At 72.8% G+C, this 25,579-nt stretch carries 22 protein-coding genes; 19 read left to right on the top strand and 3 right to left on the bottom strand.

Features of this window, described 5'->3' with window-relative positions:
• The first annotated feature begins 249 nt into the window (after positions 1-249).
• The 4 genes from ACLQ2V_RS21365 (at position 250) to ACLQ2V_RS21350 (ending at position 4,511) form a co-directional block, all read left to right on the top strand.
• Positions 250-1,542: an extracellular solute-binding protein gene (locus ACLQ2V_RS21365; protein ID WP_425720316.1), complete on the top strand. Its 1,293-nt coding sequence runs from the start codon at positions 250-252 to the stop codon at positions 1,540-1,542.
• Positions 1,543-1,597: 55 nt separating this feature from the next.
• Positions 1,598-2,593, top strand: coding sequence for a carbohydrate ABC transporter permease (locus ACLQ2V_RS21360; RefSeq protein WP_425720315.1), 996 nt, complete (start codon positions 1,598-1,600; stop codon positions 2,591-2,593).
• The gene (locus tag ACLQ2V_RS21355; RefSeq protein ID WP_425720314.1) at positions 2,590-3,429 is read left to right on the top strand and encodes a carbohydrate ABC transporter permease; all 840 of its coding nucleotides are present in this window, start codon (positions 2,590-2,592) and stop codon (positions 3,427-3,429) included. The genes ACLQ2V_RS21360 and ACLQ2V_RS21355 overlap by 4 nt, the downstream gene beginning before the upstream one ends.
• A 95-nt stretch (positions 3,430-3,524) precedes the next feature.
• Complete coding sequence (locus ACLQ2V_RS21350) at positions 3,525-4,511, top strand: LacI family DNA-binding transcriptional regulator (RefSeq protein WP_425720313.1); 987 nt, start codon at positions 3,525-3,527, stop codon at positions 4,509-4,511.
• A gap of 84 nt (positions 4,512-4,595) precedes the next feature.
• Here the strand turns inward: ACLQ2V_RS21350 and ACLQ2V_RS21345 are convergent, their stop codons facing one another.
• A complete protein-coding gene (locus ACLQ2V_RS21345) occupies positions 4,596-5,336 on the bottom strand; it encodes a YqjF family protein (RefSeq protein ID WP_425720312.1) in 741 nt (246 codons plus the stop codon).
• Between the two features lie 218 nt (positions 5,337-5,554).
• On the opposite strand from ACLQ2V_RS21345, the gene ACLQ2V_RS21340 reads away from it, so the two are divergent.
• The 11 genes from ACLQ2V_RS21340 (at position 5,555) to ACLQ2V_RS21290 (ending at position 19,499) form a co-directional block, all read left to right on the top strand.
• Positions 5,555-7,816 (top strand): catalase, encoded by a 2,262-nt coding sequence (locus ACLQ2V_RS21340; protein ID WP_425720311.1) that lies wholly within the window; start codon positions 5,555-5,557, stop codon positions 7,814-7,816.
• 300 nt (positions 7,817-8,116) lie between these two features.
• On the top strand, positions 8,117-9,400 hold the full coding sequence (locus tag ACLQ2V_RS21335) for a cytochrome P450 (protein WP_425720310.1): 1,284 nt from the start codon (positions 8,117-8,119) through the stop codon (positions 9,398-9,400).
• Positions 9,401-9,504: 104 nt separating this feature from the next.
• Complete coding sequence (locus ACLQ2V_RS21330) at positions 9,505-9,699, top strand: ferredoxin (protein ID WP_425720309.1); 195 nt, start codon at positions 9,505-9,507, stop codon at positions 9,697-9,699.
• Positions 9,700-9,893: 194 nt separating this feature from the next.
• Positions 9,894-11,441: a multiple monosaccharide ABC transporter ATP-binding protein gene (gene mmsA / locus ACLQ2V_RS21325; RefSeq protein ID WP_425720308.1), complete on the top strand. Its 1,548-nt coding sequence runs from the start codon at positions 9,894-9,896 to the stop codon at positions 11,439-11,441.
• Positions 11,438-12,736, top strand: coding sequence for a multiple monosaccharide ABC transporter permease (mmsB, locus tag ACLQ2V_RS21320; RefSeq protein WP_425720307.1), 1,299 nt, complete (start codon positions 11,438-11,440; stop codon positions 12,734-12,736). Before mmsA ends, mmsB begins: the two co-directional genes overlap by 4 nt.
• A gap of 50 nt (positions 12,737-12,786) precedes the next feature.
• A complete protein-coding gene (locus ACLQ2V_RS21315) occupies positions 12,787-13,887 on the top strand; it encodes a substrate-binding domain-containing protein (RefSeq protein ID WP_425720306.1) in 1,101 nt (366 codons plus the stop codon).
• Between the two features lie 160 nt (positions 13,888-14,047).
• Positions 14,048-14,515: a MarR family winged helix-turn-helix transcriptional regulator gene (locus ACLQ2V_RS21310; RefSeq protein WP_425720305.1), complete on the top strand. Its 468-nt coding sequence runs from the start codon at positions 14,048-14,050 to the stop codon at positions 14,513-14,515.
• Entirely contained in the window at positions 14,512-16,155 is a 1,644-nt protein-coding gene (locus ACLQ2V_RS21305) for an MDR family MFS transporter (RefSeq protein ID WP_425720304.1), read from the top strand. The genes ACLQ2V_RS21310 and ACLQ2V_RS21305 overlap by 4 nt, the downstream gene beginning before the upstream one ends.
• 132 nt (positions 16,156-16,287) lie before the next feature.
• On the top strand, positions 16,288-17,187 hold the full coding sequence (locus tag ACLQ2V_RS21300; RefSeq protein ID WP_425720303.1) for a phosphatase PAP2 family protein: 900 nt from the start codon (positions 16,288-16,290) through the stop codon (positions 17,185-17,187).
• Positions 17,188-17,475: 288 nt separating this feature from the next.
• Positions 17,476-18,345: a hypothetical protein gene (locus ACLQ2V_RS21295; RefSeq protein ID WP_425720302.1), complete on the top strand. Its 870-nt coding sequence runs from the start codon at positions 17,476-17,478 to the stop codon at positions 18,343-18,345.
• A 122-nt stretch (positions 18,346-18,467) separates the two neighbouring features.
• The gene (locus ACLQ2V_RS21290; RefSeq protein ID WP_425720301.1) at positions 18,468-19,499 is read left to right on the top strand and encodes a 3-oxoacyl-ACP synthase III family protein; all 1,032 of its coding nucleotides are present in this window, start codon (positions 18,468-18,470) and stop codon (positions 19,497-19,499) included.
• A gap of 46 nt (positions 19,500-19,545) precedes the next feature.
• On the opposite strand, the gene ACLQ2V_RS21285 is transcribed toward ACLQ2V_RS21290, so the two are convergent.
• Positions 19,546-20,361 carry a hypothetical protein gene (locus ACLQ2V_RS21285; RefSeq protein WP_425720300.1) on the bottom strand — a complete coding sequence of 272 codons (816 nt, stop codon included), beginning with the start codon at positions 20,359-20,361 and terminating at the stop codon, positions 19,546-19,548.
• A gap of 137 nt (positions 20,362-20,498) precedes the next feature.
• Between ACLQ2V_RS21285 and ACLQ2V_RS21280 the strand changes: the two genes are divergently transcribed.
• The 4 genes from ACLQ2V_RS21280 to ACLQ2V_RS21265 are packed head-to-tail and all read left to right on the top strand — an operon-like array spanning position 20,499 to position 25,066.
• Positions 20,499-21,278, top strand: coding sequence for a glycosyltransferase family A protein (locus ACLQ2V_RS21280; RefSeq protein WP_425720299.1), 780 nt, complete (start codon positions 20,499-20,501; stop codon positions 21,276-21,278).
• Between the two features lie 29 nt (positions 21,279-21,307).
• Positions 21,308-22,789: a class I adenylate-forming enzyme family protein gene (locus tag ACLQ2V_RS21275; RefSeq protein WP_425720298.1), complete on the top strand. Its 1,482-nt coding sequence runs from the start codon at positions 21,308-21,310 to the stop codon at positions 22,787-22,789.
• 28 nt (positions 22,790-22,817) lie between these two features.
• Positions 22,818-24,062 carry a cytochrome P450 gene (locus ACLQ2V_RS21270; protein WP_425720297.1) on the top strand — a complete coding sequence of 415 codons (1,245 nt, stop codon included), beginning with the start codon at positions 22,818-22,820 and terminating at the stop codon, positions 24,060-24,062.
• Positions 24,059-25,066 (top strand): NAD-dependent epimerase/dehydratase family protein, encoded by a 1,008-nt coding sequence (locus ACLQ2V_RS21265; protein WP_425720296.1) that lies wholly within the window; start codon positions 24,059-24,061, stop codon positions 25,064-25,066. The genes ACLQ2V_RS21270 and ACLQ2V_RS21265 overlap by 4 nt, the downstream gene beginning before the upstream one ends.
• A 48-nt stretch (positions 25,067-25,114) precedes the next feature.
• On the opposite strand, the gene ACLQ2V_RS21260 is transcribed toward ACLQ2V_RS21265, so the two are convergent.
• On the bottom strand, positions 25,115-25,579 hold a 465-nt coding region (locus tag ACLQ2V_RS21260; RefSeq protein WP_425720295.1), incomplete at its 5' end, for a hypothetical protein.

Genomic DNA, 25,579 nt, shown 5'->3' with positions numbered 1-25,579 from the left:
TCAGCTCCTCTGGTGCGGCTTTCGGCAAACTTCCGGATGTTAGCTCCGGAAGCTCGGGAAGTCTCGAACACGGTAACCGTTTATGTCGCCATAGGACAGACCCCTTGACCGGGGCGGAAATGACGTCGTAGCGTGCCGGCCAACACTCGGAAATTTTCGGCCAGGCACCGAAACTTCCGGGGATCTGGCTATCGCACCGCCGCTCGATCGGCACCCGAGCACCCTTGTGAGTCCTCGAAGGGATGGATCATGACCACGCACATCTCCCGCAGAACGCTGCTCGGCCTCGTCGGCGCCGGCGCCGGCGTCCACCTGCTCGGCGCCTGCGGCGACGGGGATTCCGACGACCCGGCCGGCACCCAGTCCATCGACTGGTGGCACATCCAGAACACCGATCCGATGAAGCCGGTCTGGGCGGCGATGGCCCAGGAGTACCAGACCGCCCACGCCGGGGTCACCGTCGACATCCAGCCCCTCGAGAACGAGGCGTTCAAGACCAAGCTCACCACCGCCACCCAGTCCGGCAACCCGCCGGACCTCTTCCAGTCCTGGGGCGGGGGAGTGCTCAGGCAGCAGGTCGACGCGGGCCTGGTCAAGGACCTCACCGCCGACGTGCAGCCCTGGATCGGCGGCCTGCTGCCCGCCGCCATGCAGCCGTTCACGATCGACGGCAAGATCTACGGCGTCCCGTTCGACGTGGGCATGGTCGGTTTCTGGTACAACAAGGACCTCTTCTCCCGCGCCGGCATCACCGCCGCGCCGACGAGCTGGGCCGGCGTCCTCGACGCGGTGCGCAAGCTCAAGGCCGCCGGGACCGTCCCGATCGCGCTGGCCGGCAAGGAGAAGTGGCCCGTCCACTACTACTGGGCGTACCTGGCGATGCGCATCGGCGGCCTCGGGGCTCTCCAGCAGGCCGCCAAGGACAACAACTTCGACACCCCCGACTTCGTCGCCGCCGGCGACCGGCTCAAGGAGCTGGTCGACCTGCAGCCGTTCCAGAAGGGCTTCCTCGGCGCGGACTACAGCTCCCCGGACGGGCAGGCCGCCACGATGGGCAACGGCGGCGCGGCCATGGAGCTGATGGGCCAGTGGGCCCCGTCGGTGCAGCAGTCCAGCTCCACCAGCAAGAAGGGGCTCGGCGACAAGCTCGGCTTCTTCCCGTTCCCCGCCATCGACGGCGGCAAGGGCACCGCCACGGAGGCGTTCGGCGGCGGCAACGGCTTCGCCGTCGGCAAGGACGCCCCGGCGGCGACCATCGACTTCCTCAAGTCCCTGCTCACCGTCGAGAACCAGGGCCGGGCCGCGAAGACCGGCGCGGTGCTGCCGACGCTCAAGGAAGCCGCCTCGGCCATCGCCGACGTCAACAACAAGACCGTCGCGCAGAACCTGGCCGGCGCCACCGGCTTCCAGCTCTACCTCGACCAGGCGTACCCGCCGGCCGTCGGCCAGCAGGTCAACGACAGCGTCGCCGAGCTGATCGCCGGCAACAAGACCCCGGCGCAGATCGTCAAGGACATCACCGCGGTGGCGAAGAGCCAGTAGCCATGGCCGATTCCCACCGCCGGGAAACCGGCCGCGAGAACCGAGTGGAGCAGGCATGACCAGGCCATCGACCGTGCCGGACGTGGGTGACATCGCCGCGGCGATCGACCCATCGGCACCGGTGTCCCCGACCGGGCGGCGCGGCCGGGGGCGCCGCCCGGGGCGCGGGGGCGCCCTCGTCGCCTTCCTGACCCCCGCCCTGGTGCTGTTCGGGCTGCTGGTGCTGGCCCCCATCCTGGTGGCCGGCTACGCCAGCCTCTACAAGTGGAACGGGTTCGGCCTGCCGGAGAACTTCGTCGGGCTGGACAACTACACCCGCGCCTTCGGCGACCCGACCTTCCGCGGCGACCTGTGGCGCGGGCTGGTGCTGATCGTGCTGTCCCTGGCGATCCAGCTGCCCGTCTCGCTGGGCCTGGCCATGCTGCTCAACCAGCCGCTGAAGGGCCGGGGCGTCTACCGGCTGGTCTTCTTCGCCCCGTACGTGCTCTCCGAGGTCACCACCGCGGTGCTGTTCACCCTGGTCTTCTCCCCGAACCGGGGGCTGGGTGACGCGATCTCGAAGTGGCTGGGCGCCGACGCCGGGGCGATCTTCGCCGACCCCGACACCGTGCTGATCGCGGTCTTCCTGGTCGTCTCCTGGAAGTACTTCGGCCTGCACCTGATGCTCTACCTGGCCGCCCGGCAGGGCATCCCCAAGGAGCTGCACGAGGCCGCCACCACCGACGGCGCCAGCGCCTGGCAGGCCTTCCGGCACATCACCCTGCCGCTGCTGGGCCCGACCATCCGGATCAGCGTCTTCCTGTCGGTCATCGGCACCGTGCAGCTGTTCGACATGGTCTGGGTCCTCACCGGCGGCGGCCCGATCCACGCCTCGGAGACCATGGCCGTGACGATGTACCAGTACGGCTTCCGCCGCTTCGAGGTCGGCTACGCCAGCGCGATCAGCATGGTCATGTTCTTCCTGAGCCTCATCTTCGCCCTCTTCTACCAGCGCGTCGTCCTGCGGCGCGACACCGAGGGCGCGCTCACCAACCAAGGAGCACAGCGATGACCCGCACGGCGAACCCCGCCCTGCGCACCCGCCGCCTCGTGCTGCACCTCGTCTGCGTGATCGTCGGCGCGCTCATCGTCGTGCCGGTCTGGTTCGGGGTGCTCGGCGGGTTCAAGGACAACGGGCAGCTCTCCACCAACCCGCTCGGCTGGCCCGACCCCTGGGTCCCCGAGAACTACACCGGCATCCTCGCCTCGGGGGTGTTCTGGCGGCAGCTCGGCAACAGCCTGCTCATCGCCGGGGCCAGCACGATCGTCGTGGTCGTCGCGGCGGCGATGGCCTCGTTCGTCTTCGCCCGCTACGCCTTCCGCGGCCGGGAGCTGCTGGCCACCCTCTTCGCGATCGGGCTGATGTTCCCGTTCGCGGTGGCCATCCTGCCGTTGTTCGTGCTGCTGCGCGAGATGGGCCTGCTGGACAACCCGCTCGGGGTGATCCTGCCCCAGGCCGCCTTCGGGCTGCCGATCACCATCGTGATCCTGCGCCAGTTCTTCCGCGCCATCCCCGGCGAGGTGGAGGAGGCGGCGATCCTCGACGGGTGCGGCCCGTTCGGGTTCTTCTGGCGGATCCTGCTGCCGATGGCCCGCCCGGCGCTGGCCACCGTCTCCGTGCTGGCCATCGTCACCAGCTGGAACAACTTCATGCTCCCGCTGGTGGTCTTCACCGACCAGAGCTGGTGGACCCTCCCGGTCGGGGTGCAGGCCTTCCAGGGCCAGTACGCCGACGACACCGCCCGGGTGCTCGCCTACGTGGTGTTGTCCATGATTCCCGCCCTGGGCTTCTACGCGGTCGCGGAACGGCAGCTCATCGGTGGTCTGGCCGGCAGTGTCAAGGGGTGACGGACACCCGCGGTAACCTTCTGCGACCGCAGGCTCCAAGCAAGACGAGAGGGCGGACCGTGGGCGCCGACAACAGCCGGAACGTCACCATCGCGATGATCGCGCGTCTGGCCGGCGTCTCCGTGCCCACGGTCTCCCGGGTCATCAACGGCCGCTCCGACGTGGCCCCGCAGACCCGGGAACGCGTCGAGGACCTGCTGACCCGGCACGGCTACCGCCGTCGCCCGTCGAGCAGCCGCCCCGACGCCGCCCTGATCGACCTGGTCTTCAACGACCTCGACAGCCCCTGGGCGGTGGAGATCATCCGGGGGGTGGAGGACGTCGCGCACGGCAGCGGCGTCGGCACCGTGGTCTCGGCCATCCACCAGCGCACCTCCTCGGCCCGGCAGTGGCTGGACAACATCCGCGCCCGCTCCACCCAGGGGGTCATCTTCGTGACCTCGATGGTGGCCCCGCCGCTGCAGGCCGAGCTGCGCCGGCTCAACCTCCCCGTGGTCATCGTCGACCCCGCCGGGGTGGCCCCGCAGGCGGCGTCGACCATCGGCGCCACGAACTGGGCCGGGAGCCTGGGCGCCAACCAGTACCTGCTCGGCCTCGGCCACCGCCGCATCGGCTTCATCGCCGGCCCACCGCAGCTGATGTGCAGCCGGGCCCGGCTGGACGGCTACCGGGCCGCGTTGGAGGGCGCGGGCGTCGCCCTCGAGGACGCCCTGATCCGTCCGGGCAACTTCTACCACGAGGCCGGCTACGCCGCCGGCACCCAGCTGCTGGCGCTGCCCGACCCGCCGACGGCCATCTTCGCCTCCAGCGACCAGATGGCGCTCGGCGTCTACGAGGCGGTCCGCAAGCGGGGCCTGCGGGTGCCCGACGACGTCAGCGTGGTCGGCTTCGACGACCTGCCCGAGGTCCGTTGGTGTTCCCCGCCGCTGACCACGGTGCGTCAGCCCCTGGCCGAGATGGGCATGATGGCCGCCCGCACCGTGCTGCGGCTGGCCCAGGGCGAGAAGATCGAGAGCCCGCGCGTCGAGCTCGCCACCGAGCTCGTCGTCCGCGACAGCGCCGCCCCGCCCCGGCGCGGCTGAGCCGACGACCGGCCGGCGGCCGAGCGCTGGGGCCGGGCCGCCGGACCGGTCGGCCGCCGGTGCCGGGTCAGGGCCGGTGCCGGGTCAGGGCCGGTGGGCGGTGGCCGGGGGGCCGAAGCCGACGGGGACGCCGGGGGAGTAGAGCACGCTGGCCGGTGCCCCGGTCGGCGCCGGCAGCCCGGCGGCGGCGACCAGCTCGTCGTCCAGGTGCAGCAGCTCGGCCCGGTGCAGCGGCCACTGCGGATGCCAGTTCGGCAGGTGCAGGGTCCGCCCGTACGCCCGGGTGTGCAGCGCCCAGCGCGCGGTGAGGAAGTGCTCCAGCGGGGTCGGCTCGGCGATCGGCCCGCCCACCCGGACCACCATCCGGCTCGTCGCGCCGGCCGGGCCAGGCCAGCGCCGTCGGCACCGGTAGGTGCGCCGGTCGCCGTCGCGTTCCAGCCGCATCGCCGACCAGAGGTACGGCAGGCGCAGGGTCGCGCGGGCGACCAGCACCGGCAGCAGCCGGGACGCGTCGAGCGAGCGGAACACCACGGCCCGCCGGCCGGCGTCGTCGACCGAGTAGAGCCGCACGTTGGTCTCCCAGAAGCTGCCGAGGTACGGCACGGCGGGCCCCCGCGCGAGCCCCACGCCGACCATCCGGAAGGCGATCAGCCCCACGTAGGTCGTCCCGTCGAGGGTGTCGGGGCGGGTGCCGGCGGGCAGCAGCGGCGCGACGAGGTCCGGCGCGACCGCCCAGTGCAGGAAGGTGAGCTGCTCCCAGCGCTGCCGCAGGATCGTCCGGTGCGACCCCTGCCGGGGCGCGGGGTCCAGGGGTTCGATGTCCACCCGCCCATCCTGCCGCCCGTCGGCGGGCGGCATCCGCCCGTCACGCTCGGTGGCCGTCTGCGTTCTATTTGTTGTCGGGCTTGTCGGGCTTGTCGGGCTTGTCGGGCTTGTCGGGGCGGCTGCACTCGTTGTGAGGTGATCGGTCCGTTTTGCTCGTTCTTCCCGGGGGTAGGGGAAAGGGCGGCACCAGCCGCTCGACATGGAGGTAACTCGTCCAGATGGATTCCAGCAAGCCCGCCAAGACAGTCAAGGACGTGGTGGGAGCCGCCGCCGAGAAGGTGGCCGACGCCCTGACCCCGGACGTACCGGGTGCGCCGGGCAGCGCCCCGCCGACCGTCGAGGAACCGACGACGCCGCACGGCCCGCTGCCGGCGAAGCAGGAGCAGGGCGCTCCGCAGACCCGTACGCCGACCGGCGCGGTGACCGGTGCGCCGGCGACCGCGAACGGTCAGCAGGGCGCCTACCTCACCACCTCGCAGGGGGCGCGGCTGCGCGACACGGACCATTCGCTCAAGGCCGGGCCGCGCGGTCCGCTGCTGATGCAGGACCACCACTTCCGCGAGAAGATCACCCATTTCGACCACGAGCGCATCCCCGAGCGCGTGGTCCATGCCCGCGGCGCCGGGGCGCACGGCGTGTTCACCGGCTACGGCACCGCCGAGGCGGTCACCCGGGCGGGCTTCCTCAAGAAGGGCAAGGAGACCGAGGTCTTCGTCCGGTTCTCCACCGTCCTGGGCTCGCGCGGGTCGGCCGACACGGTGCGTGACACCCGGGGCTTCGCGACGAAGTTCTACACCGACGAGGGCACCTTCGACCTCGTCGCCAACAACATGCCGGTCTTCTTCATCCAGGACGCGATCAAGTTCCCGGACATCATCCACGCCGCCAAGCCGCATCCCGACCGGGAGATCCCGCAGGCCCAGAGCGCGCACGACACCTTCTGGGACTTCGTCTCGCTGCACACCGAGGCGCAGCACCACACGATGTGGAACATGTCCGACCGGGGCATCCCGCGTTCGTACCGGACGATGGAGGGCTTCGGTGTGCACACCTTCCGGCTGGTCGACGCCGCCGGGGCGACCGTGCTGGCCAAGTTCCACTGGAAGCCCAAGCTGGGCGTGCACTCCCTGACCTGGGAGGAGGCGCAGCTGCTCGGCGGCGTGGACCCCGACTTCCACCGCCGGGACCTCTACGACGCGATCGAGGCCGGCGCGTACCCGGAGTGGGAGCTGGGCATCCAGGTCTTCCCCGACACGCCGGAGGAGACCTTCGCCGGCATCGACCTGCTCGACCCCACCAAGATCGTGCCGGAGGAGCTTGCCCCGGTGCAGGCGGTGGGGCGGCTGACGCTCAACCGGACCCCGCGCAACTTCTTCGCCGAGACCGAGCAGGTCGCCTTCCACCTGGGCCACCTGCCGCCGGGCATCGACGTCACGAACGACCCGCTGTTGCAGGGCCGGCTCTTCTCGTACGTCGACACGCAGCTCACCCGGCTGGGCGGGCCGAACTTCTCGCAGATCCCGATCAACCGCCCGCACGCCGACGTCAACGACATGCTGCGCGACGGCTTCCACCAGCAGGCCGTGCACGCCGGGGTCGCGCCCTACCGCCCGAACTCGCTCGACGGCGGTAACCCCTTCCCGGCCGGCGACGCCGAGGGCGCGTTCGTCGACGTGCCGGTAACGGTGGCGCAGGCCACGAAGGTACGCGCCAACCCGGTCTCCTTCGACGACCACTTCAGCCAGGTACGCCTGTTCTGGCTGAGCATGTCGCCGGTCGAGAAGGAGCACATCGTCCGCGCCTACACCTTCGAGCTGGGCAAGTGCTACCACCAGGCGATCAAGGAACGCCAGTTGCAGTGCCTGGCCAACATCGACCCGGTGCTCTGCCAGCAGGTCGCCACCGGGCTGGGCCTGCCCGCGCCGGAGCCGACCGTGCCGCTCGCCGACGTCGCGCCCAGCCCCGCGCTGTCGCAGGTCGGCCGGGAGTGGCCCAGCGACGGCCGGATGGTCGGGATCGTGGTGGACCCCGACAGCGACCTCGACGGCGTCGACCAGGTGCGCCGGGCGGTCTTCGCCGCCGGCATGGTGCCGCTGCTGATCGCCCCGCACGGCGGCACGGTGGGCGGCACGCCCGTGCAGCGGACCTTCGCCACCGCGCGGTCGGTCGAGTTCGACGCGCTGCTGCTGGCCGGGGCGCCGGCCCCCGCGCCGGACGCGATTCCCGCGCGCGACGCCAAGGCGGGCGCGGCGGCCTCGGCCACCGTCGACCCGCGCGTGCTGCTGATGGTGCAGGAGTGCTGGCGGCACGCCAAGGCGATCGGCGCGTGGGGTGCCGGCGCCGACGTGCTGGGGCAGGCCGGGGTGACCGGGACGCCCGGCGTCGTCGCGGGTGACTCCGCCGCCGAGGTGCTGACCGAGGTGCAGCGCCTGATGGCCACCCACCGGGTCTGGCAGCGATTCCCCGCCAGCATCGCCTGAGAACCGAAGCTCGCGACTCCCAGGGGCCGCCCTCCACCACAGGAGGGCGGCCCCTCGCCCTGCGCCCCCGCCGCCCATCTCGAGGCGACCCAGCATCTTCGGGGAAGTTGCTGGGTCAGGGGCCCGCCGAGCCAGCAACTTCCCCGAAGATGCTCGGATCTTGCGTCGGCGCGGAGCGAGGCGCGCAGGGGCGGGGTTCGTGACGTGAGGTAGTCGATTCGTCTCCGCGGGTGCCCAATCCATTGACGTCGGTAAGCCGGCCGACTTAGGGTGGGCATCGGACTACTGGTGAGGAAACCCATGAACAACGACAATGCGCCCCAAGCCACCGTGAACGAGGCCGTCCCGTCGTATCCGTTCGACGCCCCCGCCGCGCTGGACCCGCCCCCCGAGTGGGACGCGCTGCGCGACGGATGTCCCGTGGCCCGCGTCCGGATGGCCAGCGGCGACGAGGCGTTGCTACTGACCCGGTACGCGGACGTGCGCGGCCTGCTGGCCGACCCGCGCTTCACGCACAGCCTGGACAAGCCCGACGCCGCCCGGATCGCCAGCTCCGAGCGGGGCGGCGTGTTCAACAGCACCCCCACCTACGAGCGGCCCGACGAGGCCGAGGCGGCGGGGGAGCCGGCCGGCGGCATGTCGCTGCGCAGCGGCGCCGGGCACGCCCGGTGGCGGCGGCTGATGAGCCGGTCGTTCACCGCCAAGCGGGTCCAGGCCCTGCGGCCCCGGATCGAAGGGCTGGCCCACCAACTCGTCGACGACATGGTCGCCGCCGGGGCGCCGGCGGACCTCACCGCCCACCTCGGCCTGCCCCTGCCCGTCTTCGTCATCTGCGAGCTGCTCGGGGTCCCGGCGGAGCACCGGGACCGCTTCCCGTACTGGTCGGACACGATGCTGAACCTGACCCGCTACGAGCAGGCCGAGATCGACGCGGCGGCGCGGGAGTTCCAGGGCTTCATGTCCGCGCACGTGCGGGCCAAGCGCGCGGATCCCGGCGACGACCTGATCAGCGAGCTGGCCGCGGTCGTCGACTCGCGGGACGGGCGGATGACCGAGGCGGAGCTGGTCGGGACCGCCCAGGGGCTCCTCGTCGCCGGCCACGAGACCACGGCCAACATGATCGGCAAGATGGTCGCCATGTTGCTGGCCGAGCGCAGCCGCTGGGAGCGGGTGCGCGCCGACCGGTCGCTGGTCGCCAGCACCGTCGAAGAGGCGCTGCGCTTCGACGCCAACCCCGGCTTCGGCATCCCCCGCTACGTCTCCGAGCAGGTGCGGGTCGGCGACGAGACCATCGGAGCCGGCAGCACCGTGATCACCAATCTGGCGGCGGCGAACCGTGACGAGCGGGCGTTCGCCGACGCGGAGACGATGGTGCTGGACCGGGTGCCCAACCCCCACCTCGCCTTCGGCGCCGGCCCGCACTCCTGCCTCGGGCAGTCGCTGGCCCGGGTGGAGTTGCAGACCGTCCTGACGGTGCTGCTCGACCGGCTGCCCGACCTGAGGTTGGCCGTCGGCGCGGGGGAGCTGCGCCGACGTCGGGGCCTGGTCGTCGGGGGCTTGGAGGAGCTGCCCGTCAGGTGGTGAGCGACGCCCCTCCGCCCTGCGGTGCCGGGTCGCCCCCGGCGACGACTGCCTGCGCGCATCGGCCGGCGCTGCGCCCGCCGACCCCCGACCACGAGAGGCAACTCATGCGGATCACCATCGACGAGGAGAAGTGCTGCGGCGCTGGGCAGTGTGTCCTGGTGGCGCCGGAGGTCTTCGACCAGCGTGACTCCGACGGCGTCGTCGTCCTGCTGGACGCCGCACCGCCCGTCGAGCAGACCGACAACGTACGAAACGCGGCGGCGATGTGCCCGGCCGCCGCGATCGACGTGCAAGGCTGACCCCTCCCCGGGCGCGGTCCGGTCCCGGGTGGCTGGTGCGCCCTGGTGTTCGCCGTATTACCGGATTGTTACATCACGCCGCCCGGCGCGGCCTTGCGGATGATCTCCGCGCGCAATACGTTGCCTCCAACAACAAAACCTGAGGGTCCTTCCCTTCCGGAGGCAACGATGACGTTGGCGAGGTGGCGCGAGCGATGAGCGACGTGCCGATCCTCTTGGAGATGCGCTCCATCACCAAGGAGTTCCCCGGAGTCAAGGCCCTTGCCGACGTCAACCTGGTGGTACGCGCGGGCGAGATCCACGCCATCTGCGGCGAGAACGGCGCGGGCAAGTCCACCCTGATGAAGGTCCTCAGCGGGGTCTACCCCTACGGCACCTACCAGGGCCAGATCATCTACCAGGGCGCGGAGACCCGCTTCTCCGACATCCGCGCCAGCGAGAACGCGGGCATCGTGATCATCCATCAGGAGCTCGCCCTGATCCCCGGCATGTCGATCACCGAGAACATCTTCCTCGGCAACGAGCCGCGCAAGCGGGGCGCGATCGACTGGAAGGCCGCGAACCGGATGGCGCTGGACCTGATGGCCCGGGTCGGCCTGACGGAGGACCCGGACACCCTGATCAAGGACATCGGGGTCGGCAAGCAGCAGCTCGTGGAGATCGCCAAGGCGTTCGCCAAGGACGTGAAGCTGCTCATCCTCGACGAGCCGACCGCCGCGCTGAACGAGGCCGACTCCCGGCACCTGCTGGACCTGCTGCGCGGCTTCCGCTCCCGGGGCATCACCTCGATCATGATCTCGCACAAGCTCAACGAGATCGAGGCGATCGCCGACCAGATCACCATTCTGCGCGACGGCCGGACCGTCGAGACGCTGGACGTGCACGCCGGCGGCGTCGACGAGGACCGGATCGTGCGCGGCATGGTCGGCCGCGAGCTGAGCAGCCGCTTCCCGGAGCGCACGCCGAACATCGGCGAGGTCTTCTTCGAGGTCCGCGACTGGAACGTCCGGCACCCCATCTCGGCCGAGCGCCAGGTCTGCAAGAACGAGAGCTTCGTGGTGCGGCGTGGCGAGATCGTCGGCTTCGCCGGGCTGATGGGCGCGGGCCGCACCGAGCTGGCGATGAGCGTCTTCGGCCGCTCCTACGGGGTGTACGAGTCGGGCACGATCATCAAGGACGGCAAGGAGATCGCCCTGAAGTCGGTGGCGGACGCGATCGCCCACGGGCTCGCGTACGTCAGCGAGGACCGCAAGGCGATCGGCCTGAACCTGCTCGACGACATCAAGACGTCGACGGTGTCCGCCAAGCTGTCCAAGATCACCCGTCGGGGCGTGCTGGACGAGGTCGAGGAGTACCGGGCCGCCGAGTCGTACCGCAGGGAGTTGCGCACCAAGGCCCCGACGGTCGACGAGGGCGTCTCCAAGCTCTCCGGCGGCAACCAGCAGAAGGTCGTCCTGGCGAAGTGGATGTTCACCGACCCGGACCTGCTGATCCTCGACGAGCCGACCCGCGGCATCGACGTGGGTGCCAAGTACGAGATCTACGGCATCATCCAGCGGCTCGCCGACCAGGGGAAGGGCATCGTGATCATCTCCTCGGAACTGCCCGAGCTCATCGGGCTCTGCGACCGCATCTACACCGTGTTCGAAGGTGCCATCACGGGCGAGATAGCCCAGGCGGACGCAGACCCGGAGCTCCTCATGAAGCAGATGACCTCGACGAAGAAGATGCAGATCCGATGAGCCGTATCAAGGACCTTCAGAAGAACCTCTTCGGAGGCACGACCTCCAACGCCCGCCAGTTCGGGATGATCTTCACACTGGTCGCGATCGTCGTCCTGTTCCAGATCCTCACCGACGGGCTGACCCTGCGGTCGGACAACCTGATCGCGCTCTTCCAGCAGAACTCGTACATCCTCATCCTGGCCGTCGGGATGCTGATGGTGATCGTCGCCGGGCACATCGACCTCTCGGTCGGCTCGGTCGCCGCCTTCGCCGGCATCCTGGTCGCCAAGTCCATGGCCGACTGGTCGCTGCCCTGGCCGGCCGCCATCGCGTTCGGCCTGCTCATCGGCGCGATCATCGGCGCCTGGCAGGGCTTCTGGGTGGCCTACGTCGGGGTGCCGGCGTTCATCGTGACCCTCGCGGGCATGATGCTCTTCCGCGGCGGCAACCAGTACATCGGCAACGCGGCCACGATCCCGGTGCCCGAGGGCTTCCGGGTGATCGGCGCGGGCTTCCTGCCCGAGGTCGGCCCGAGCACCGGCTACAACAACCTGACGCTGCTGCTCGGCCTGGCCGCGTGCGCGGCCGTGGTGTGGCGGGAGTTGCAGGCCCGCCGCACGCGCCACGAGATGAACGCCGACCCGACCCCGATGTGGGTGTCGATCGTGCGGCTGGCCGTGATGATCGCCGTGATCGTCTTCGCCTCGCTGCGCTTCGCCAGCGGCCGGGTCGGCACCAGCTTCCCGGTCTCCGGCATCATCCTGGTGGCGCTGGTGCTGGCGTACTCCTTCTACACCCGCAACACCGCCGGCGGCCGGCACATCTACGCCGTGGGCGGCAACTCCCGGGCCGCCGAGCTCTCCGGTGTGAAGCTCAAGCGGGTCAACTTCTTCGTCATGATGAACATGTCGGTCCTGGCCGCGCTGGCCGGCATGATCTTCGTGGCGCGTTCGGCGGCCTCCGGGCCGCAGGACGGCAACGGCTGGGAACTGGACGCCATCGCCGCGGTCTTCATCGGTGGGGCGGCCGTCGCCGGCGGCATCGGGACCATCAGCGGCTCGATCGTCGGTGGTCTGGTCATGGCCGTGCTCAACAACGGCCTGCAACTGATGGGCGTGGGCACCGACCGCGTCCAGATCATCAAGGGCATGGTGCTGTTGCTGGCCGTCGCGATCGACGTCTACAACAAGAGCCAGGGCCGGTTCTCCGTGATCGGGAGCATCACCCGCTCGTTCCGGCGTGACGGCTCCGACGATCCCACCTCCGCTCCGAAGGTGGACGGCAAGCCCGCCCCCGTCAAGGTTGCCGGCTGACGCCCGCCGGCCTTCTTCCCCGTATCACCTCCGTAGAAGGGCAACACTTCATGCGCAACTTCCTCAGCAAGTCGGTGGCCATCGGCGCCATCGCGGCGCTGGCACTGACCGCCTGCGGCTCCGGCCGCGACGAGGAGTCCGGTGGTGGCACCGAGGCCGCCAAGGGCTTCGCCGCCAACTCCCTGATCGGCGTGGCCCTGCCGGCCAAGACCTCGGAGAACTGGGTCCTCGCCGGTGACCTGTTCACCAACGGCCTCAAGGAGGCCGGTTTCCAGGGCGACGTGCAGTACGCGGGCGCGTCGACCACGGTCGCCGACCAGCAGGCGCAGATCACCGCCATGGTGACCAAGGGCGCCAAGGTCATCGTCATCGGCGCGACCGACGCCGCGCAGCTGTCGACCCAGGTCGCCGCGGCGCACGCCGCCGGCGTGAAGGTCATCGCCTACGACCGGCTGATCACCAACACCCCGGACCTGGACTACTACGTCGCGTTCGACAACTTCAAGGTCGGCCAGCTTCAGGGCCAGGCCCTGCTGGACGGCATGAAGGCCAAGAAGCCGAACGGCCCGTACAACATCGAGCTCTTCTCCGGCTCGCCGGACGACAACAACGCCGGTGTCTTCTTCAACGGCGCGATGGACGTGCTCAAGCCGGAGATCGACAAGGGCAACCTGGTCGTCGCCTCCAAGCAGACCGACGTCAAGCAGACCGCCATCCAGGGCTGGAAGGCCGAGGGTGCGCAGGCCCGCATGGACCAGCTGCTGACCTCGACGTACGGCGGCAAGGAGCTGGACGGCGTCCTCTCCCCGAACGACACCCTGGCCCGCGCGATCATCACCTCGATCAAGGGTGCCGGCAAGAAGATCCCGGTCGTCACCGGCCAGGACTCCGAGGTCGAGTCGGTCAAGTCGATCATGGCTGGCGAGCAGTACATGACGATCAACAAGGACACCCGGAACCTGGTCAAGCAGACCATCACCATGGTGAAGTCCCTCCAGGCCGGTCAGACCCCCGAGGTCAACGACACCAAGTCCTACAACAACGGCAGCAAGGTCGTCGACACGTACCTGCTCCCGCCGGTGGCCGTGACCAAGGCCAACGCCGCCGAGGCCTACGCCTCCGACCCGAAGCTCGCGCCGCTGACCAAGTGACCGTCGTGAGATAGCACCGCCGAAGGGGCCCCGGAGTCAGCTCTCCGGGGCCCCTTCGTCATGCCCGGCGGTGAGCTACTTCTCAGCGCGCAAAGTTGCCCGGTGCGCACGACTACTGGATAGTTGCGTGCGGCAACCAACACTCGTGGGGAGGATCCGCGTGGAGAGCACCGCCCGCGAGCTCGGGCTGCGGCTGTACGACCTGCTCCGGGGCGTGCGGCTGATGCGCCAGCGCAGGGCCGCCGACCGGCCGGCCGTGCCGCTCGGGCTGGTCGGCATGCTCATCCAGATCGAGCAGCAGCCCACCGGCTGCCACGCCCGGGAACTGGCCGCCAGCACCGCGCTCGACCCGTCGACCGTCAGCCGCGCCGTCGCCGCACTGGTCGCCGACGGCCTGGTCGAACGGGACGCCGACCCCGCCGACCGACGCGCCAACCGCCTCTCGGTCACCCCGGCCGGGCGCGCCGCGCTGACCGATGCCTACGACTGGTACGCCCGACTGCTCGAACGGGCGCTCGCCGACTGGACCCCCGACGAGGTGGCGGCGTTCTCCGCCGCCCTCGGCCGGTTCACCCGCGACGTCGAGAATGCCTTCGAAATCCCCGACAACCTGGAGGACGCGCGATGAGCGCACCCACCATCACGGCCGAGCCCGCGCCGATGACCCACCGGCAGACGCTCGAGGCGCTCAGCGGCCTGCTGCTGGTGCTCTTCGTCGCCATGCTGAGCGGCACCGTCGTCTCCACGGCGCTTCCGAAGATCATCGGATCGCTGAACGGCTCGCAGACCCAGTACACCTGGGTGGTCACCGCGACCCTGCTCACCGCCACGGCGACCACCCCGATCTGGGGCAAGCTCGCCGACCTGTTCAACAAGAAGACCCTGGTGCAGGCCGCCATCGTCGTCTTCCTGATCGGCTCGGTGATCTCCGGCTTCGCGCAGAGCGCCGGCCAGCTCATCGCCGCCCGCGCCTTCCAGGGCATCGGCGTCGGTGGCCTGCAGGCCCTCGTTCAGGTCGCCATCGCGGCGATGATCCCGCCCCGGGAACGGGGCCGCTACAACGGCTACCTCGGCGGCATCATGGCCTTCGCCACCGTCGGCGGCCCGCTGCTCGGTGGCCTGATGGTGGACACCTCCTGGCTCGGCTGGCGCTGGTGCTTCTTCATCGGCGTGCCCGTCGCCGTCATCGCGCTGGTGCTGCTGCAGGTGACGCTGCACCTGCCCACCGTCCGCCGGGAGAATGTCAAGATCGACTATCTGGGCGCGTCCCTCATCGCCGCCGGCGTCAGCCTGCTGCTGATCTGGATCTCGTTCGTCGACGACTCGTTCGCCTGGCTGTCCTGGCAGAGCTTCGCCATGGTCGGCGGCACGGTGCTCCTGCTCGCGCTGGCCACCTGGGTCGAGTCGCGGGCGGCCGAGCCGGTCGTCCCCCTGGGCATCATCCGCGAGCGCACCACCGCCCTGGCCATCCTCGCCAGCCTCGCGGTCGGCATGGCGATGTTCGGCGGCGCCGTCTTCCTCGGCCAGTACTTCCAGATCGGCCGCGGCTACAGCCCCACCGAGGCGGGCCTGCTCACCATCCCGATGATGGCCGGCGTCCTCGTCTCCTCCATCGTCAGCGGGCGCATGATCTCCAAGAGCGGCAAGGTCAAGCCGTACATCGTCACCGGCGCGATCGTCCTGGTCATCGGCTTCGCCATGCTCGGCACCATCGACCACCAGACCTCGCTGGTCCTGCTCGGCGTGGCCATGTTCATCGTCGGCGCCGGCGTCGGCATGACCATGCAGAACCTCGTCCTGGCGGTGCAGAACACCGTGTCGCTCAAGGACATCGGGGCGGCCAGCGCCAGCATCGCGTTCTTCCGCTCCCTCGGCGGCACCATCGGCGTCTCGGTCCTCGGCGCCATCCTCGCCCGCCGGGTCAGCGACCGCATCACCCACGACCTGGCCGCCGCGGGGATGCCCACCTCGGGCGGCTCGGCGGGCAGCAACCTCAACATCGACGCGCTGCCCGAGCCCGTGAAGGAGATCGTCCGCGCCGCGTACGGTGACGCGACCGGGCACATCTTCTTCATCTCCGCCGCCATCGCCGTCATCGGCGTCCTCGCCGCGTTCCTGCTCAAGCCGGCCAAGCTGCGTACCAGCCTGGACCTGCCCGACCCGGCCCGCTCGACGGCCGTCGCCGCCGACGCGACCGACGCCGCCCCCGCCCTCGACCAGGTGGGCCTCGACGACGCGAGGACCACGCGCGCACCCACTGGCCGCTGAGGCATACCATCCGGGGCCGCCACCGTCGCCCGACGGCGGCGGCCCCGGCGCGCTGCCCGGCCCGGGGCCACGTACCGGGCCGATCCCTCCAGCGAGGCCGTCACCGGCGGTCGTGACCGAGTCGAGGATCCTGTGCAGACCGCCGAGGTCACCCCGCCCCGACCGGCACCCCCCGGCCGCCGGTCCGGCCCGCTGCTCCGGGCCGCCCGGGAGCTGGCGCTCGTCGCCGTGCTCTTCGGCGCGTACAAGTTGGGGCGGCTCGCGGTGGACGGCCGGGCGGCGACCGCGGTGGCCAACGGGGAGTACGTCTGGCGCCTGGAGCGGTTGCTCCGGATGCCCGACGAGGCCGCGGTGCAAGCGCCGATGCTCGCCACCGAACTGCTGACCCGCCTGGCCAACAGCTACTACGCCTACGTGCACTTCCCGGCGACGGTGCTCTGCCTGCTCTGGCTCTATGCGCGCCGCCCGACGCACTACCGCTGGATGCGGCGGGGGTTGGCCGTGCTCACCGCGGCGGCGCTGGCCCTGCACCTGCTCGTGCCGCTGGCGCCGCCCCGGCTGACCTCGCTCACCGGCATGGTGGACACCGGCCTCCGGTACGGGCCCGCCGTCTACGGCCCACCGGGCAGCGACGGGTTGAGCAACCAGTACGCCGCCATGCCGTCGCTGCACGTCGGCTGGGCCATCGCCGTCGCCGTCGCGCTCATCGCGACCACCGCCGGGCGGTGGCGGTGGCTCTGGCTGGCGCACCCGGTCATCACGGCGGTGGTCGTCGTCGTCACCGGCAACCACTACTGGCTCGACGGCATCGTGGCGGCGGCCATGCTCGCGCTCGCCCTGCTGCTGCTGCCCTCGCCCGCCACCGGGGAACCGACCCCCGACGGACCCGCCGACGACCCGGGCACGCCGGCGCGGCCGCCGGTGTCGACGGGGTGCCGGGTGGGGGTGCCGTCCGGCACCTGGGAGCGGGCGGGCGACGGACGGGCCGTGCCCGACCGAGGCCGACGCCCATCCCGGCGACGGGCCGGGTAATGTTCGTCACAGGCGAATCCCGTTCACTCCGGCCCCGCGCGGAACACCCCCGCTGGGGCGGATCTCCTTTCCGGTGCCCCTCAACGGGTCGCCGAGACCCCTGACCGACCGTCCAGATCGGACCGGCGACGCCCCCCGCCCGTGCACGCAAGGTGGCGGCCGTTGGCTGGTTGTGATCGGCGACGGCCCGGCGCGGGCCAGGCCGGGCTCCGGGTTTTGCGCCGATCACTACCCTGTTCGATGACCCCGTGCCTTGGGGGCACCCGACAACAGCGATAAGGGCTTCAGATGACCGACAGTCACTCTCCGTACGGTGGGCAGCCGAACCCGAACGTCACCCCGTGGAGCGGGCCCCCGGCCCCGCCGCCCCCGCCCGGCGGGTACCCCGCATACGGGCAGCCGGTGCAGCCGCAGTACGGCGCCCCGGTCCCGCCGCAGAAGTCGAACCGCGGCCTCATGATCGGGTTGGCCGTGGGTGCCGCCGTGGTGGTCCTCCTCGCGCTCTGCGGCACCGGCGTCGGGCTCTTCCTCGTCAACGACGACGACGAGCCGAAGCAGCCGATCGCCACTGCGGCGCCGGACCCGAACGGCCCCAGCCCGTCGACGAGCACCGACCCCTCGGCCACCCCCGGGCAGTCCTCGGCCCCGGAGCAGCCGAACAGCAACGACGCGGTGACCGCCCGGTACTCCAGCGACCTCTCCTCGGTCTGCGACGGCAGCCCGATCCTGAACGCGGCCCCCTACAGCGGCCCGTCCGGCGCCAAGGCCTACACGTTCTCCAACTCCCCGGAGCGGCCGTCGTTCTGGTCCTCGCGCTCGGTCGGCTCGGACAAGTCGTACTACGCCCGCTCGACGGAGTTCGAGAAGGTCTCCGTGGTCGGCTGCCTCAAGGTCATCCCGGGCAGCGAGGGCACGCCCAAGAGCTGCGACTACAAGGACAGCGCGGGCAAGGTCGTGACGATCTCCTACATCTCGTCGCGGTACTCGCTGACCTTCTACGCCGCGAAGACCGGTGAGAAGATCGGCGACGGCGGGACGGTGAACGCCCCGGCCAACCGCTGCCCGAGCTTCATCTCGTACAACAAGAGCACCATGAAGTCGTACGCGTCGCCGGACAGCGGCACCATCGAGGCGGCCCTGGACAAGTTCCTGGCCTGAGTCGGCGGGACGGGCCGGGGCGGGGCGGTGTCCGCCCCGCCCCGGCCCGTCCGACCGCCGCGCGCGGACGGGTGAGCACCCCTACTCATCCACCCGCCGGCGCCGTTCGGCAAGCTCTACCCATGATCGAGCCCGCGTCAGCGCCGCGACCCGCCCCGCTACGGGTGGGCATCACCGCCGTCGGGGCCAGCCTGCCCGGCCGGGTCGTGCCCACCGCCGAGCTGCACCGGCGCATCGCCGAGGCCAGCGGATTCGAGCTGCCGCCCGGCCTGCTGTCGCGCACGACCGGCATCTCCTCGCGCCGGATGGCCGGCGACGGAGAGTACGCCTCCACCCTGGCGCTCCGCGCCGCCCGGCAGGCGCTCGCGGCCGCCGGACGGGAACCCGAGGAGGTGGACCTGCTGCTCTTCGCCTCCGCCAGCCGCGACGTGGTCGAGCCGGCCACCGCGCACATCGTGCAGGCGGAACTGGGCGGCCACGCCCACGCCCTCGACGTCACCAACGCCTGCAACAGCTTCCTCAACGGCATCGACCTGGCCCGCTGCGCCATCCTCGCCGGCCGGGCGCGACGCGCCCTGGTGGTGACCGGCGAGACCCCGACCCGGGCGATGCGCTGGCGGCTCACCGACCTCGACCAGGCCCGCAGCGCCTTCGCCGGCTACACCTTCGGCGACGCCGGGGCCGCCGTGCTGGTCGAGCCGGTCGACTCCGGCGGAATCGTCGACGTCGACACCGAGACCTGGTCGGAGCACTGGACGGTGGGCGGCGTCCCGGGCGGCGGCTCCCGCCACCCCCGCGGCGACGAGCACACCTACTTCGCCGGCGACGGGCGGGCCCTGCGCGACGTCTTCGACAAGATCGGCCCGGACATCCTGCACCGGGTCCGGCACCGCACCGGGCTGGACTGGGCCGACTACGCCCGGATCCTGGTCCACCAGGTCACCCTGCCCTACCTGGACCACTTCGTCGAGGTCACCGGCGTGCCCCGGGACAAGCTGGAGATCACCGTCGCCGAGCTGGGCAACCTGGCCAGCGCCACCCTCGGCGTCCAACTCGCCCGGGTCGATCCCGGCCTGCGCCCCGGCGACCGGGTGCTCCTCATCGGCCTGGGCGGCGGGGTCAGCGTGATGACGATGGTCTGGGAGAAGTCCTGACCAGACGCCCGGACGGTCTCCGCCCGGGCGCGATCGGGTGACGTCGTCAGATGATCCGTCCCTGGTGGATGCGGTGCGCCGGGCCGCGGACGAACAGATGCAGCCCACCGCCGTGCACGAGGGCGGCCGGCGCGGAGGTGACGGTGGGCGTGCCGGGCAGAGTGTTCCAGCCGGCCCAGGTGCCCGACAGCGAGTACCGGTTGGCACGGATCGCGCCGCCGGTGGCGCGGACGTAGAGGTGCAGCGCGCCGCCGTACACCTCGGTGGTGGGGGCGGAGGTCGCACCGGGGTGGCCGGGCAGGGTGGCCCAGCCGGACCAGGCACCCGTGGTCTGCGAGTACCGGTTGGTGCGGACCCGGCCGTCGGCGGTGCGGACGTAGAGGTGCAGCGCGCCGCCGTACACCTCGGTGGTGGGGGAGAAGGTGGCGCCGGCGCGGCCGGGCACGGTGGCCCAGCCGGACCAGGCGCCCGTGGTCAGCGAGTACCGGTTGGTGCGGATCCCGCTGCTGGCGGTGGTGCGGACGTAGAGGTGCAGCTCGCCGCCGTACACCGCCGTGGTGGGGGCGGAGGTCGCGCGGGCGTCGCCCGGCACGGCGGCCCAGCCCGACCACGTCTCGGTCGACGACGAGAAGCGGTTCACCCGGACCTGACCGCCGGGACCCCGGACGAAGAGGCGCGGCCCGCCGGCGTACGACACCGCCGAGGGCGCGGAGCGGGCCTTCGCCGCGCCCGGCACCGGCGACCAGTCGGTGGCGGCCCGCGCCGGTGCCGCCGCGCCGGCCGGTGCCCCGACCAGCGTGGTCGCGGCGACGACGAGCACGAGCAGGCGACCCAGCCACCGGGTCGGACGAGTACGTTGCATGAGCGGTCTCCCTTGTGGACGGCTGACACGGCCCGATCAAGAAGAACACGCCGGCCGCCGCCCGGTCAGTCCCCTGACCGGCGGAGCTGAGCACCCCTACTCATTCGCCTACCGGCGACGTTCGGCAAGCTCGACCCATGATCGTGCCCTCGGAAGACGACGGCGGTCCGGCGGCGGCCGGTACCGGGCTCTGGGTGGTGGTGCCCGCCTACGACGAGGCCGCCCGGATCGGGGCCACCCTGGCGGCGCTGGCGCGGCAGAGCGACCTCGACTTCACCCTGCTGGTGGTCGACAACGCCTCCACCGACGGCACCGCCGCGGTGGTCCGCCGCTTCGCCGCCTGGTCACCGGTGCCGACGCAGCTGATCGAGGAGCGGCAGCGGGGCGTCGGCGCGGCCGTCGACACCGGCTTCCGGCACGCCATCGCCCACGGGGCGACGCTGCTGGCCCGTACCGACGCCGACTGCCTGCCCCGGCCCGGCTGGGTGGCCGCCGCCCGCCGTACCCTCACCGCCGGGGCGGCGATGGCCTGCGGGCGGATCGAGGCCCGCCGCGACGAGCACGGCCCGCTCGGCCGGGCCGGGTTCCGCTGCGTGGTCGCCGTGGCCAGCGCCTTCGGCCGGCTGCGCCCCGCCCACCGGGGGCCCGGCTACCGGGCCCCGTACCGGATGCACGCGGGCAACAACATGGCCATCACCCCGGCCGCGTACCTGGCCGTCGGCGGCATGCCGCGCCGCCCGTCGCCCACCGACCGGGAGTTCCTCAACCGGGTACGCCGACACACCGACGCCATCGTGCACGACCGGACGATGGTGGTGGAGAACTCGACCCGCCGGCTGCGGGCGTACGGCCTGCGCCGCACCGCCGCCTGGTACCTGGACCGGGGCAGCGGCCGGCTCTCCCCGGACCCCCGCTGACCGCACCACTTCACGGAAACGAGTTGTCGATGCTCGACGAGCTGGCCACCGCGCTGCGCCGCCACCCGGACCGCCCGGCGGTGCTCACCACCGCCCGCTCCGGACGGCCCCGCGTCCGCGCCACCCGGGGCGAGCTGGCCGACCTCGCCGACGGGTACGCCGCCGCCCTGCACCATCACGGCCTGACCGCCGGGGACACCCTCGGGCTGGCCGTCCGTCCCGGCCCCCGGGCCCTCTCGGTGCTGATCGCCGCGCACCGGCTCGGGCTGCGGGTGGCGGTCCTCGACCCCAACGCCGGCCCGGACGTGCTCACCGCCCGGCTGGCCCTGGCCCGACCCGCCCTCGTCGTCGCCGACGCGGCGGCGCAGGCGGTCGCCGGGTGGGCGCGACCGCTGGCCGGCCGGGCCCTGCTGGCGCTGCCCCGGCTGGCCGACCTCGGGCCGGTGCGTACCGTCGGGCGGCGGCTGCCCGGCTGCGCCCCGGCGCTGCGCCCCCGGTCGGGGCCGACCCCCGAGCGCGGCGGCGACGACGGCGACGCCGTCATCATCTTCACCTCCGGCACCACCAGTCGACCCCGCGCGGTGGTGCACCGGCGCGGCGGGCTGGACGCCGGCATGCGCGCCGTCGCCGACCTGGTCCGGCCCACCCCCGACGCCCCGGTGCTCGGCGGCACCTTCTTCGTGCTGGTGCCCGCCCTGGCCGCCGGCGCCCCCGTCGCCCTGCCGGCCCGCCCGCCCCGGGTGCTCGCCCGGCAGGTGGCCCGGCTGCGCCCGCAGGCCAGCTACCTCACCCCGCCGCAGCTGCGGGCGCTGCTGGCGGTGCGCCCGCGCCTGCACGGCCGCTTCTACAGCGGCTCCGCGCCGGTCAGCGCCGCCCTGCTCGAGCGCACCCGCCGGGCCGGCGCCACCCAGGCCTGGGGGGTGTACGCGCTGACCGAGCTCTTCCCGGCCGCCGCCGTCGAGGCGAGCGAGAAGGCCGCCTTCACCGGCGACGGGGACCTCGTCGGCGCGCCGCTGCCCGGCGTGCGGGCCCACGTCGGGCCGGATGGGCGGCTGCTGCTGGCCGGGCCCGGCCAGGCGCACCGCTACCTCGGCGAGGAGCCGGGCGACTGGGTGGACACCGGCGACGTCGCCCGCCTCGACGGCGACCGGATCGTCCTGGGTGGGCGGAGCAAGGACATGATCCTGCGCGGCGCGGAGAACATCTACCCCGGCCTGTACGAGCCGGCCCTGCACATCCCCGGGGTCAACCTGGCGGTGCTGGTCGGCGTCCCGGCCGACGACGGCGACGAACGCCTCGTCGCCGTCGTCGAGCCCGAGCCGGGCGCCGACCCCCGGCGGCTGCGCCGGGCCCTCGACCCGGTGCTGGCGGCGATGGGCGCGGCCCGCCCCGACGCGCTGGTCTTCGCCCCGGTGCCGACCTCCGGCCGCTCCCGCAAACCGGACCGGGCCGCCGCGTCCGCCCTCGCCGCCGCCGCGACCGCCCGACCCGCCGGTGCCCGCCGTGGCTGACCAATCGGGGGCGCGGACGGTCCCCGCCGTGGCTGACCCGAGCGACGGTTCCCGTGCCGGGGGCGAGGCCGCGCCCGACCGGCGGTTGTCGGCGGGTCGGGGGCGACGCCGGGACCGGCGCGTCTACCTGCGGCGCTATCCGCTGCTGTTCACCCTGCTGGCCGCCACCCGGGGCCGGCCGGTGCTGCGGCTGGGGCGGACGCTGGTGGTGCACGGCCCGGACGGCTACCTCGACGCACTGACCCGGACCCCGCTGGACCGGGCCGCCGCCGGCACCGTCGGCGGTACCGCCCACCGGCTCGGCACCGACAGCCTCCTCTTCGACCAGCAGGGCCCCGAGCACCGGCAGGCCCGCCGGGCCCTCACCGACGACCTCGGGCCCGCCGGGGTGGCCCGGCTGCGCCCGGTCTGGACGGCGCTGCTGCGGCAGCGGCTGGCCCCGCTGGGCGACGGCGCGGAGGTGGATTTGGTGGCGGTCGTCGCCGAACTGGCCGGGGCCACCACGGCGGCGCTGCTCGGGGTGGACGCCGACCCGGTCGCGCTGGCCCGCGCGGCCCGCCGGGCCGCCGCCGCGACCGCCGCCGAGCAACTCCCCGGCCCGCGACTGCCCGGCCGGGCCCGCGCCGCCCGCCGCGCCGTCGCCGACCTGACCGCGCTGCTGGGCGGCTCCCCGCCCGGCACCGACCCGGCCGACCCACTCGACCCGCCCGACCCGCCCGACCCGCGCGGCCTGCCGGACCCGCCCACCCCGTCGGACCAGCCCGGCCCGTCGCCCGAGCGCGCCGGCCTGGCCGGGATGCTGGCCCTGGCGGCGGTCAACACCACCGTCGCCGCCATCCCGCGCGCGGTCGCCTGGTGCGCCGACGACCGGCTCTGGGCGCAGGCCGACGCCGCCGAGACCCGGGACGTCCTGGTCGACGAGCTGCTGCGGGTCACCGCGCCGAGCCCGGTGCTGCCCCGCGTCGCCGCCGGGGCGGCCACCGTGGCCGGTTGCCCGGTCCGGGCGGGGGACCGACTGCTGCTGGTCGCCCGGCACGCCGCCGGGGCGCACCGCGCCGACCCGGACTGCGCCGCCCCGGAACCGGCCCGGACCGCCCGGCTGGTCTTCGGCGCCGGCGCGCACTCCTGCCCCGGCGCCCGGCTGGCCCGCGCGCAGCTCGCCGACGCCCTCGCCGCCCTGGCCCCGTACCGGCCGATCGTGGTGCGGGCCCGCGCCGACGGCCACGCCGCGCTGCCCGGCTGGGCGCAGTTGGTGATCAGGGCGGGCCGATGAGCGCCGGTGCGCGCGGCTGGCCGATGAACGCCGGCGACCGGGGTGGGCCGGTGCCCCGCGCCGGCACCGGCGAGCGCGGCGCGGCGATGGAGCTGGCGGGGGTGGAGGTGGCGGTCACCGGGGCGAGCGGGTTCTGCGGGGCGGCCGTGGCGCGGGCCGCCGCTGCCGCCGGGGCCCGGGTGCGCTGCCTCGGCCGGCGACCCGGCCCGGTCGGCCGGCACGTGCCCTGGGACGCCACCCGCGACGTACCCGACCTCAGCGGGGTCGACCTGGTCGTCCACCTCGCCGCAGCCGTCGGCGACCCGGTGCCCGGCGCGGCCGCCGAGCGCGCCTACCGGGCGGTCAACGTCGACGGCACCGCCCGGCTGCTCGACGCCGCCGCCAGCCGGCCGCTGGTCTGGGTGAGCAGCGCCAGCGTCTACCGGCCGCGGGCGACGGCCCTGGTCACCGAGGAGCACCCGACCGACGGGCAGCTCTCCGCGTACGGGCGCAGCAAGGCCGCCGGCGAACGGCTCGCGCTCGCCGCCGGGGCGGTCGTGCTGCGCCCTCGCGCCGTGTACGGGCCCGGCGACCCGCACCTGCTGCCCCGGCTGCTGCGAGCCCGGCGGGGCCGGTGGCTGCCGGTGCCCGGCCCCGACGTGCGGCTCAGCCTCACCGCCGTGGAGAACCTGGTCGACGCCGCCCTGGCCGCGCCGGGGTGGCCGGCCGGGGCGTACAACATCGCCGACGCCCGGCCGTACTCGCGCGACGAGGTGCTGCGCGGGGTGCTCGCCGCGACCGGCACCCCAGCGCGGCTGCTGCGCCTGCCGGTGGGGCTGGCCGGGGCCGCCGCCGCGACCGCCACCGGACTGTCGGGGCTGACCCGCCGCGCGCCGACGCTGACCCGGTACGCCGTCGACCAGCTCGCGCGGGAGATGGTGCTGGACATCGGCCGGGCGCGCGCGCAGGGCTACCGGCCGCACCGGACCCTCGCCGACCACCTGGCCCGGCTTGCCGCCTACTGAGGTGCCAGGTACGGCTTCGGAGGTGCCCCGCGCGGTTCGGCCGGCTGCTCAGTCGAGATCCAGGCGCGCCCGGTAGTCGCGCAACCGGTCGACCAGGGCCGCCCGGGCAACCGGCTCGTCGTCGAGCACCACCAGCGGTGAGTCGCCGGTGGCGCAGGCACCGTAGATATGGTTGACGATGCTGTCGGTCAGCAGATTACCGAAGTGGAACGAGCCCTCGAATGCGAGCCAGGCCACCGAGTCGGGCTGCGCGCAGGCCATCCGCAAGCAGGACTCCAGGCCCGGTGCAAGCTCCTCGGGTACGAAGTCGAACTCGAACGTGAAGTCGTATTCGTGGACCAGTGAAAACTTGGCCTCGGGGCGGTCGTCCTCCAGGCGGAAAATCCTCGTCCGCCGTGGAGCGTTGCCCGCCCACGCTCGGGACAGATCGGGGGCCTCCTTAGTACTCCAGCAGGAGATCCGTTTCACGGTTCTGTGAGGGCTTGTCGGGCGTAGTGGCTGATCTTGGCTGCA

The organism is Micromonospora sp. DT233, assembly GCF_049841815.1.
GTDB lineage: Bacteria > Actinomycetota > Actinomycetes > Mycobacteriales > Micromonosporaceae > Micromonospora.
The sequence above is the reverse complement of the archived record's forward strand: the minus strand, read 5'-3'. Positions and strand labels throughout refer to the sequence as shown.

Excerpts from the sequence above, each read along its gene's own strand:
- ACLQ2V_RS21315 (WP_425720306.1), top strand. The coding sequence starts at position 12,787 with ATGCGCAACTTCCTCAGCAAGTCGGTGGCCATCGGCGCCATCGCGGCG.
- ACLQ2V_RS21280 (WP_425720299.1), top strand. The coding sequence starts at position 20,499 with ATGATCGTGCCCTCGGAAGACGACGGCGGTCCGGCGGCGGCCGGTACC.
- ACLQ2V_RS21330 (WP_425720309.1), top strand. The coding sequence starts at position 9,505 with ATGCGGATCACCATCGACGAGGAGAAGTGCTGCGGCGCTGGGCAGTGT.
- ACLQ2V_RS21335 (WP_425720310.1), top strand. The coding sequence starts at position 8,117 with ATGAACAACGACAATGCGCCCCAAGCCACCGTGAACGAGGCCGTCCCG.
- ACLQ2V_RS21365 (WP_425720316.1), top strand. The coding sequence starts at position 250 with ATGACCACGCACATCTCCCGCAGAACGCTGCTCGGCCTCGTCGGCGCC.
- ACLQ2V_RS21355 (WP_425720314.1), top strand. The coding sequence starts at position 2,590 with ATGACCCGCACGGCGAACCCCGCCCTGCGCACCCGCCGCCTCGTGCTG.
- mmsA (WP_425720308.1), top strand. The coding sequence starts at position 9,894 with ATGAGCGACGTGCCGATCCTCTTGGAGATGCGCTCCATCACCAAGGAG.
- ACLQ2V_RS21305 (WP_425720304.1), top strand. The coding sequence starts at position 14,512 with ATGAGCGCACCCACCATCACGGCCGAGCCCGCGCCGATGACCCACCGG.
- ACLQ2V_RS21290 (WP_425720301.1), top strand. The coding sequence starts at position 18,468 with ATGATCGAGCCCGCGTCAGCGCCGCGACCCGCCCCGCTACGGGTGGGC.
- ACLQ2V_RS21265 (WP_425720296.1), top strand. The coding sequence starts at position 24,059 with ATGAGCGCCGGTGCGCGCGGCTGGCCGATGAACGCCGGCGACCGGGGT.
- ACLQ2V_RS21350 (WP_425720313.1), top strand. The coding sequence starts at position 3,525 with ATGATCGCGCGTCTGGCCGGCGTCTCCGTGCCCACGGTCTCCCGGGTC.
- ACLQ2V_RS21340 (WP_425720311.1), top strand. The coding sequence starts at position 5,555 with ATGGATTCCAGCAAGCCCGCCAAGACAGTCAAGGACGTGGTGGGAGCC.
- ACLQ2V_RS21360 (WP_425720315.1), top strand. The coding sequence starts at position 1,598 with ATGACCAGGCCATCGACCGTGCCGGACGTGGGTGACATCGCCGCGGCG.
- ACLQ2V_RS21275 (WP_425720298.1), top strand. The coding sequence starts at position 21,308 with ATGCTCGACGAGCTGGCCACCGCGCTGCGCCGCCACCCGGACCGCCCG.
- ACLQ2V_RS21285 (WP_425720300.1), bottom strand. The coding sequence starts at position 20,361 with ATGCAACGTACTCGTCCGACCCGGTGGCTGGGTCGCCTGCTCGTGCTC.
- ACLQ2V_RS21295 (WP_425720302.1), top strand. The coding sequence starts at position 17,476 with ATGACCGACAGTCACTCTCCGTACGGTGGGCAGCCGAACCCGAACGTC.
- mmsB (WP_425720307.1), top strand. The coding sequence starts at position 11,438 with ATGAGCCGTATCAAGGACCTTCAGAAGAACCTCTTCGGAGGCACGACC.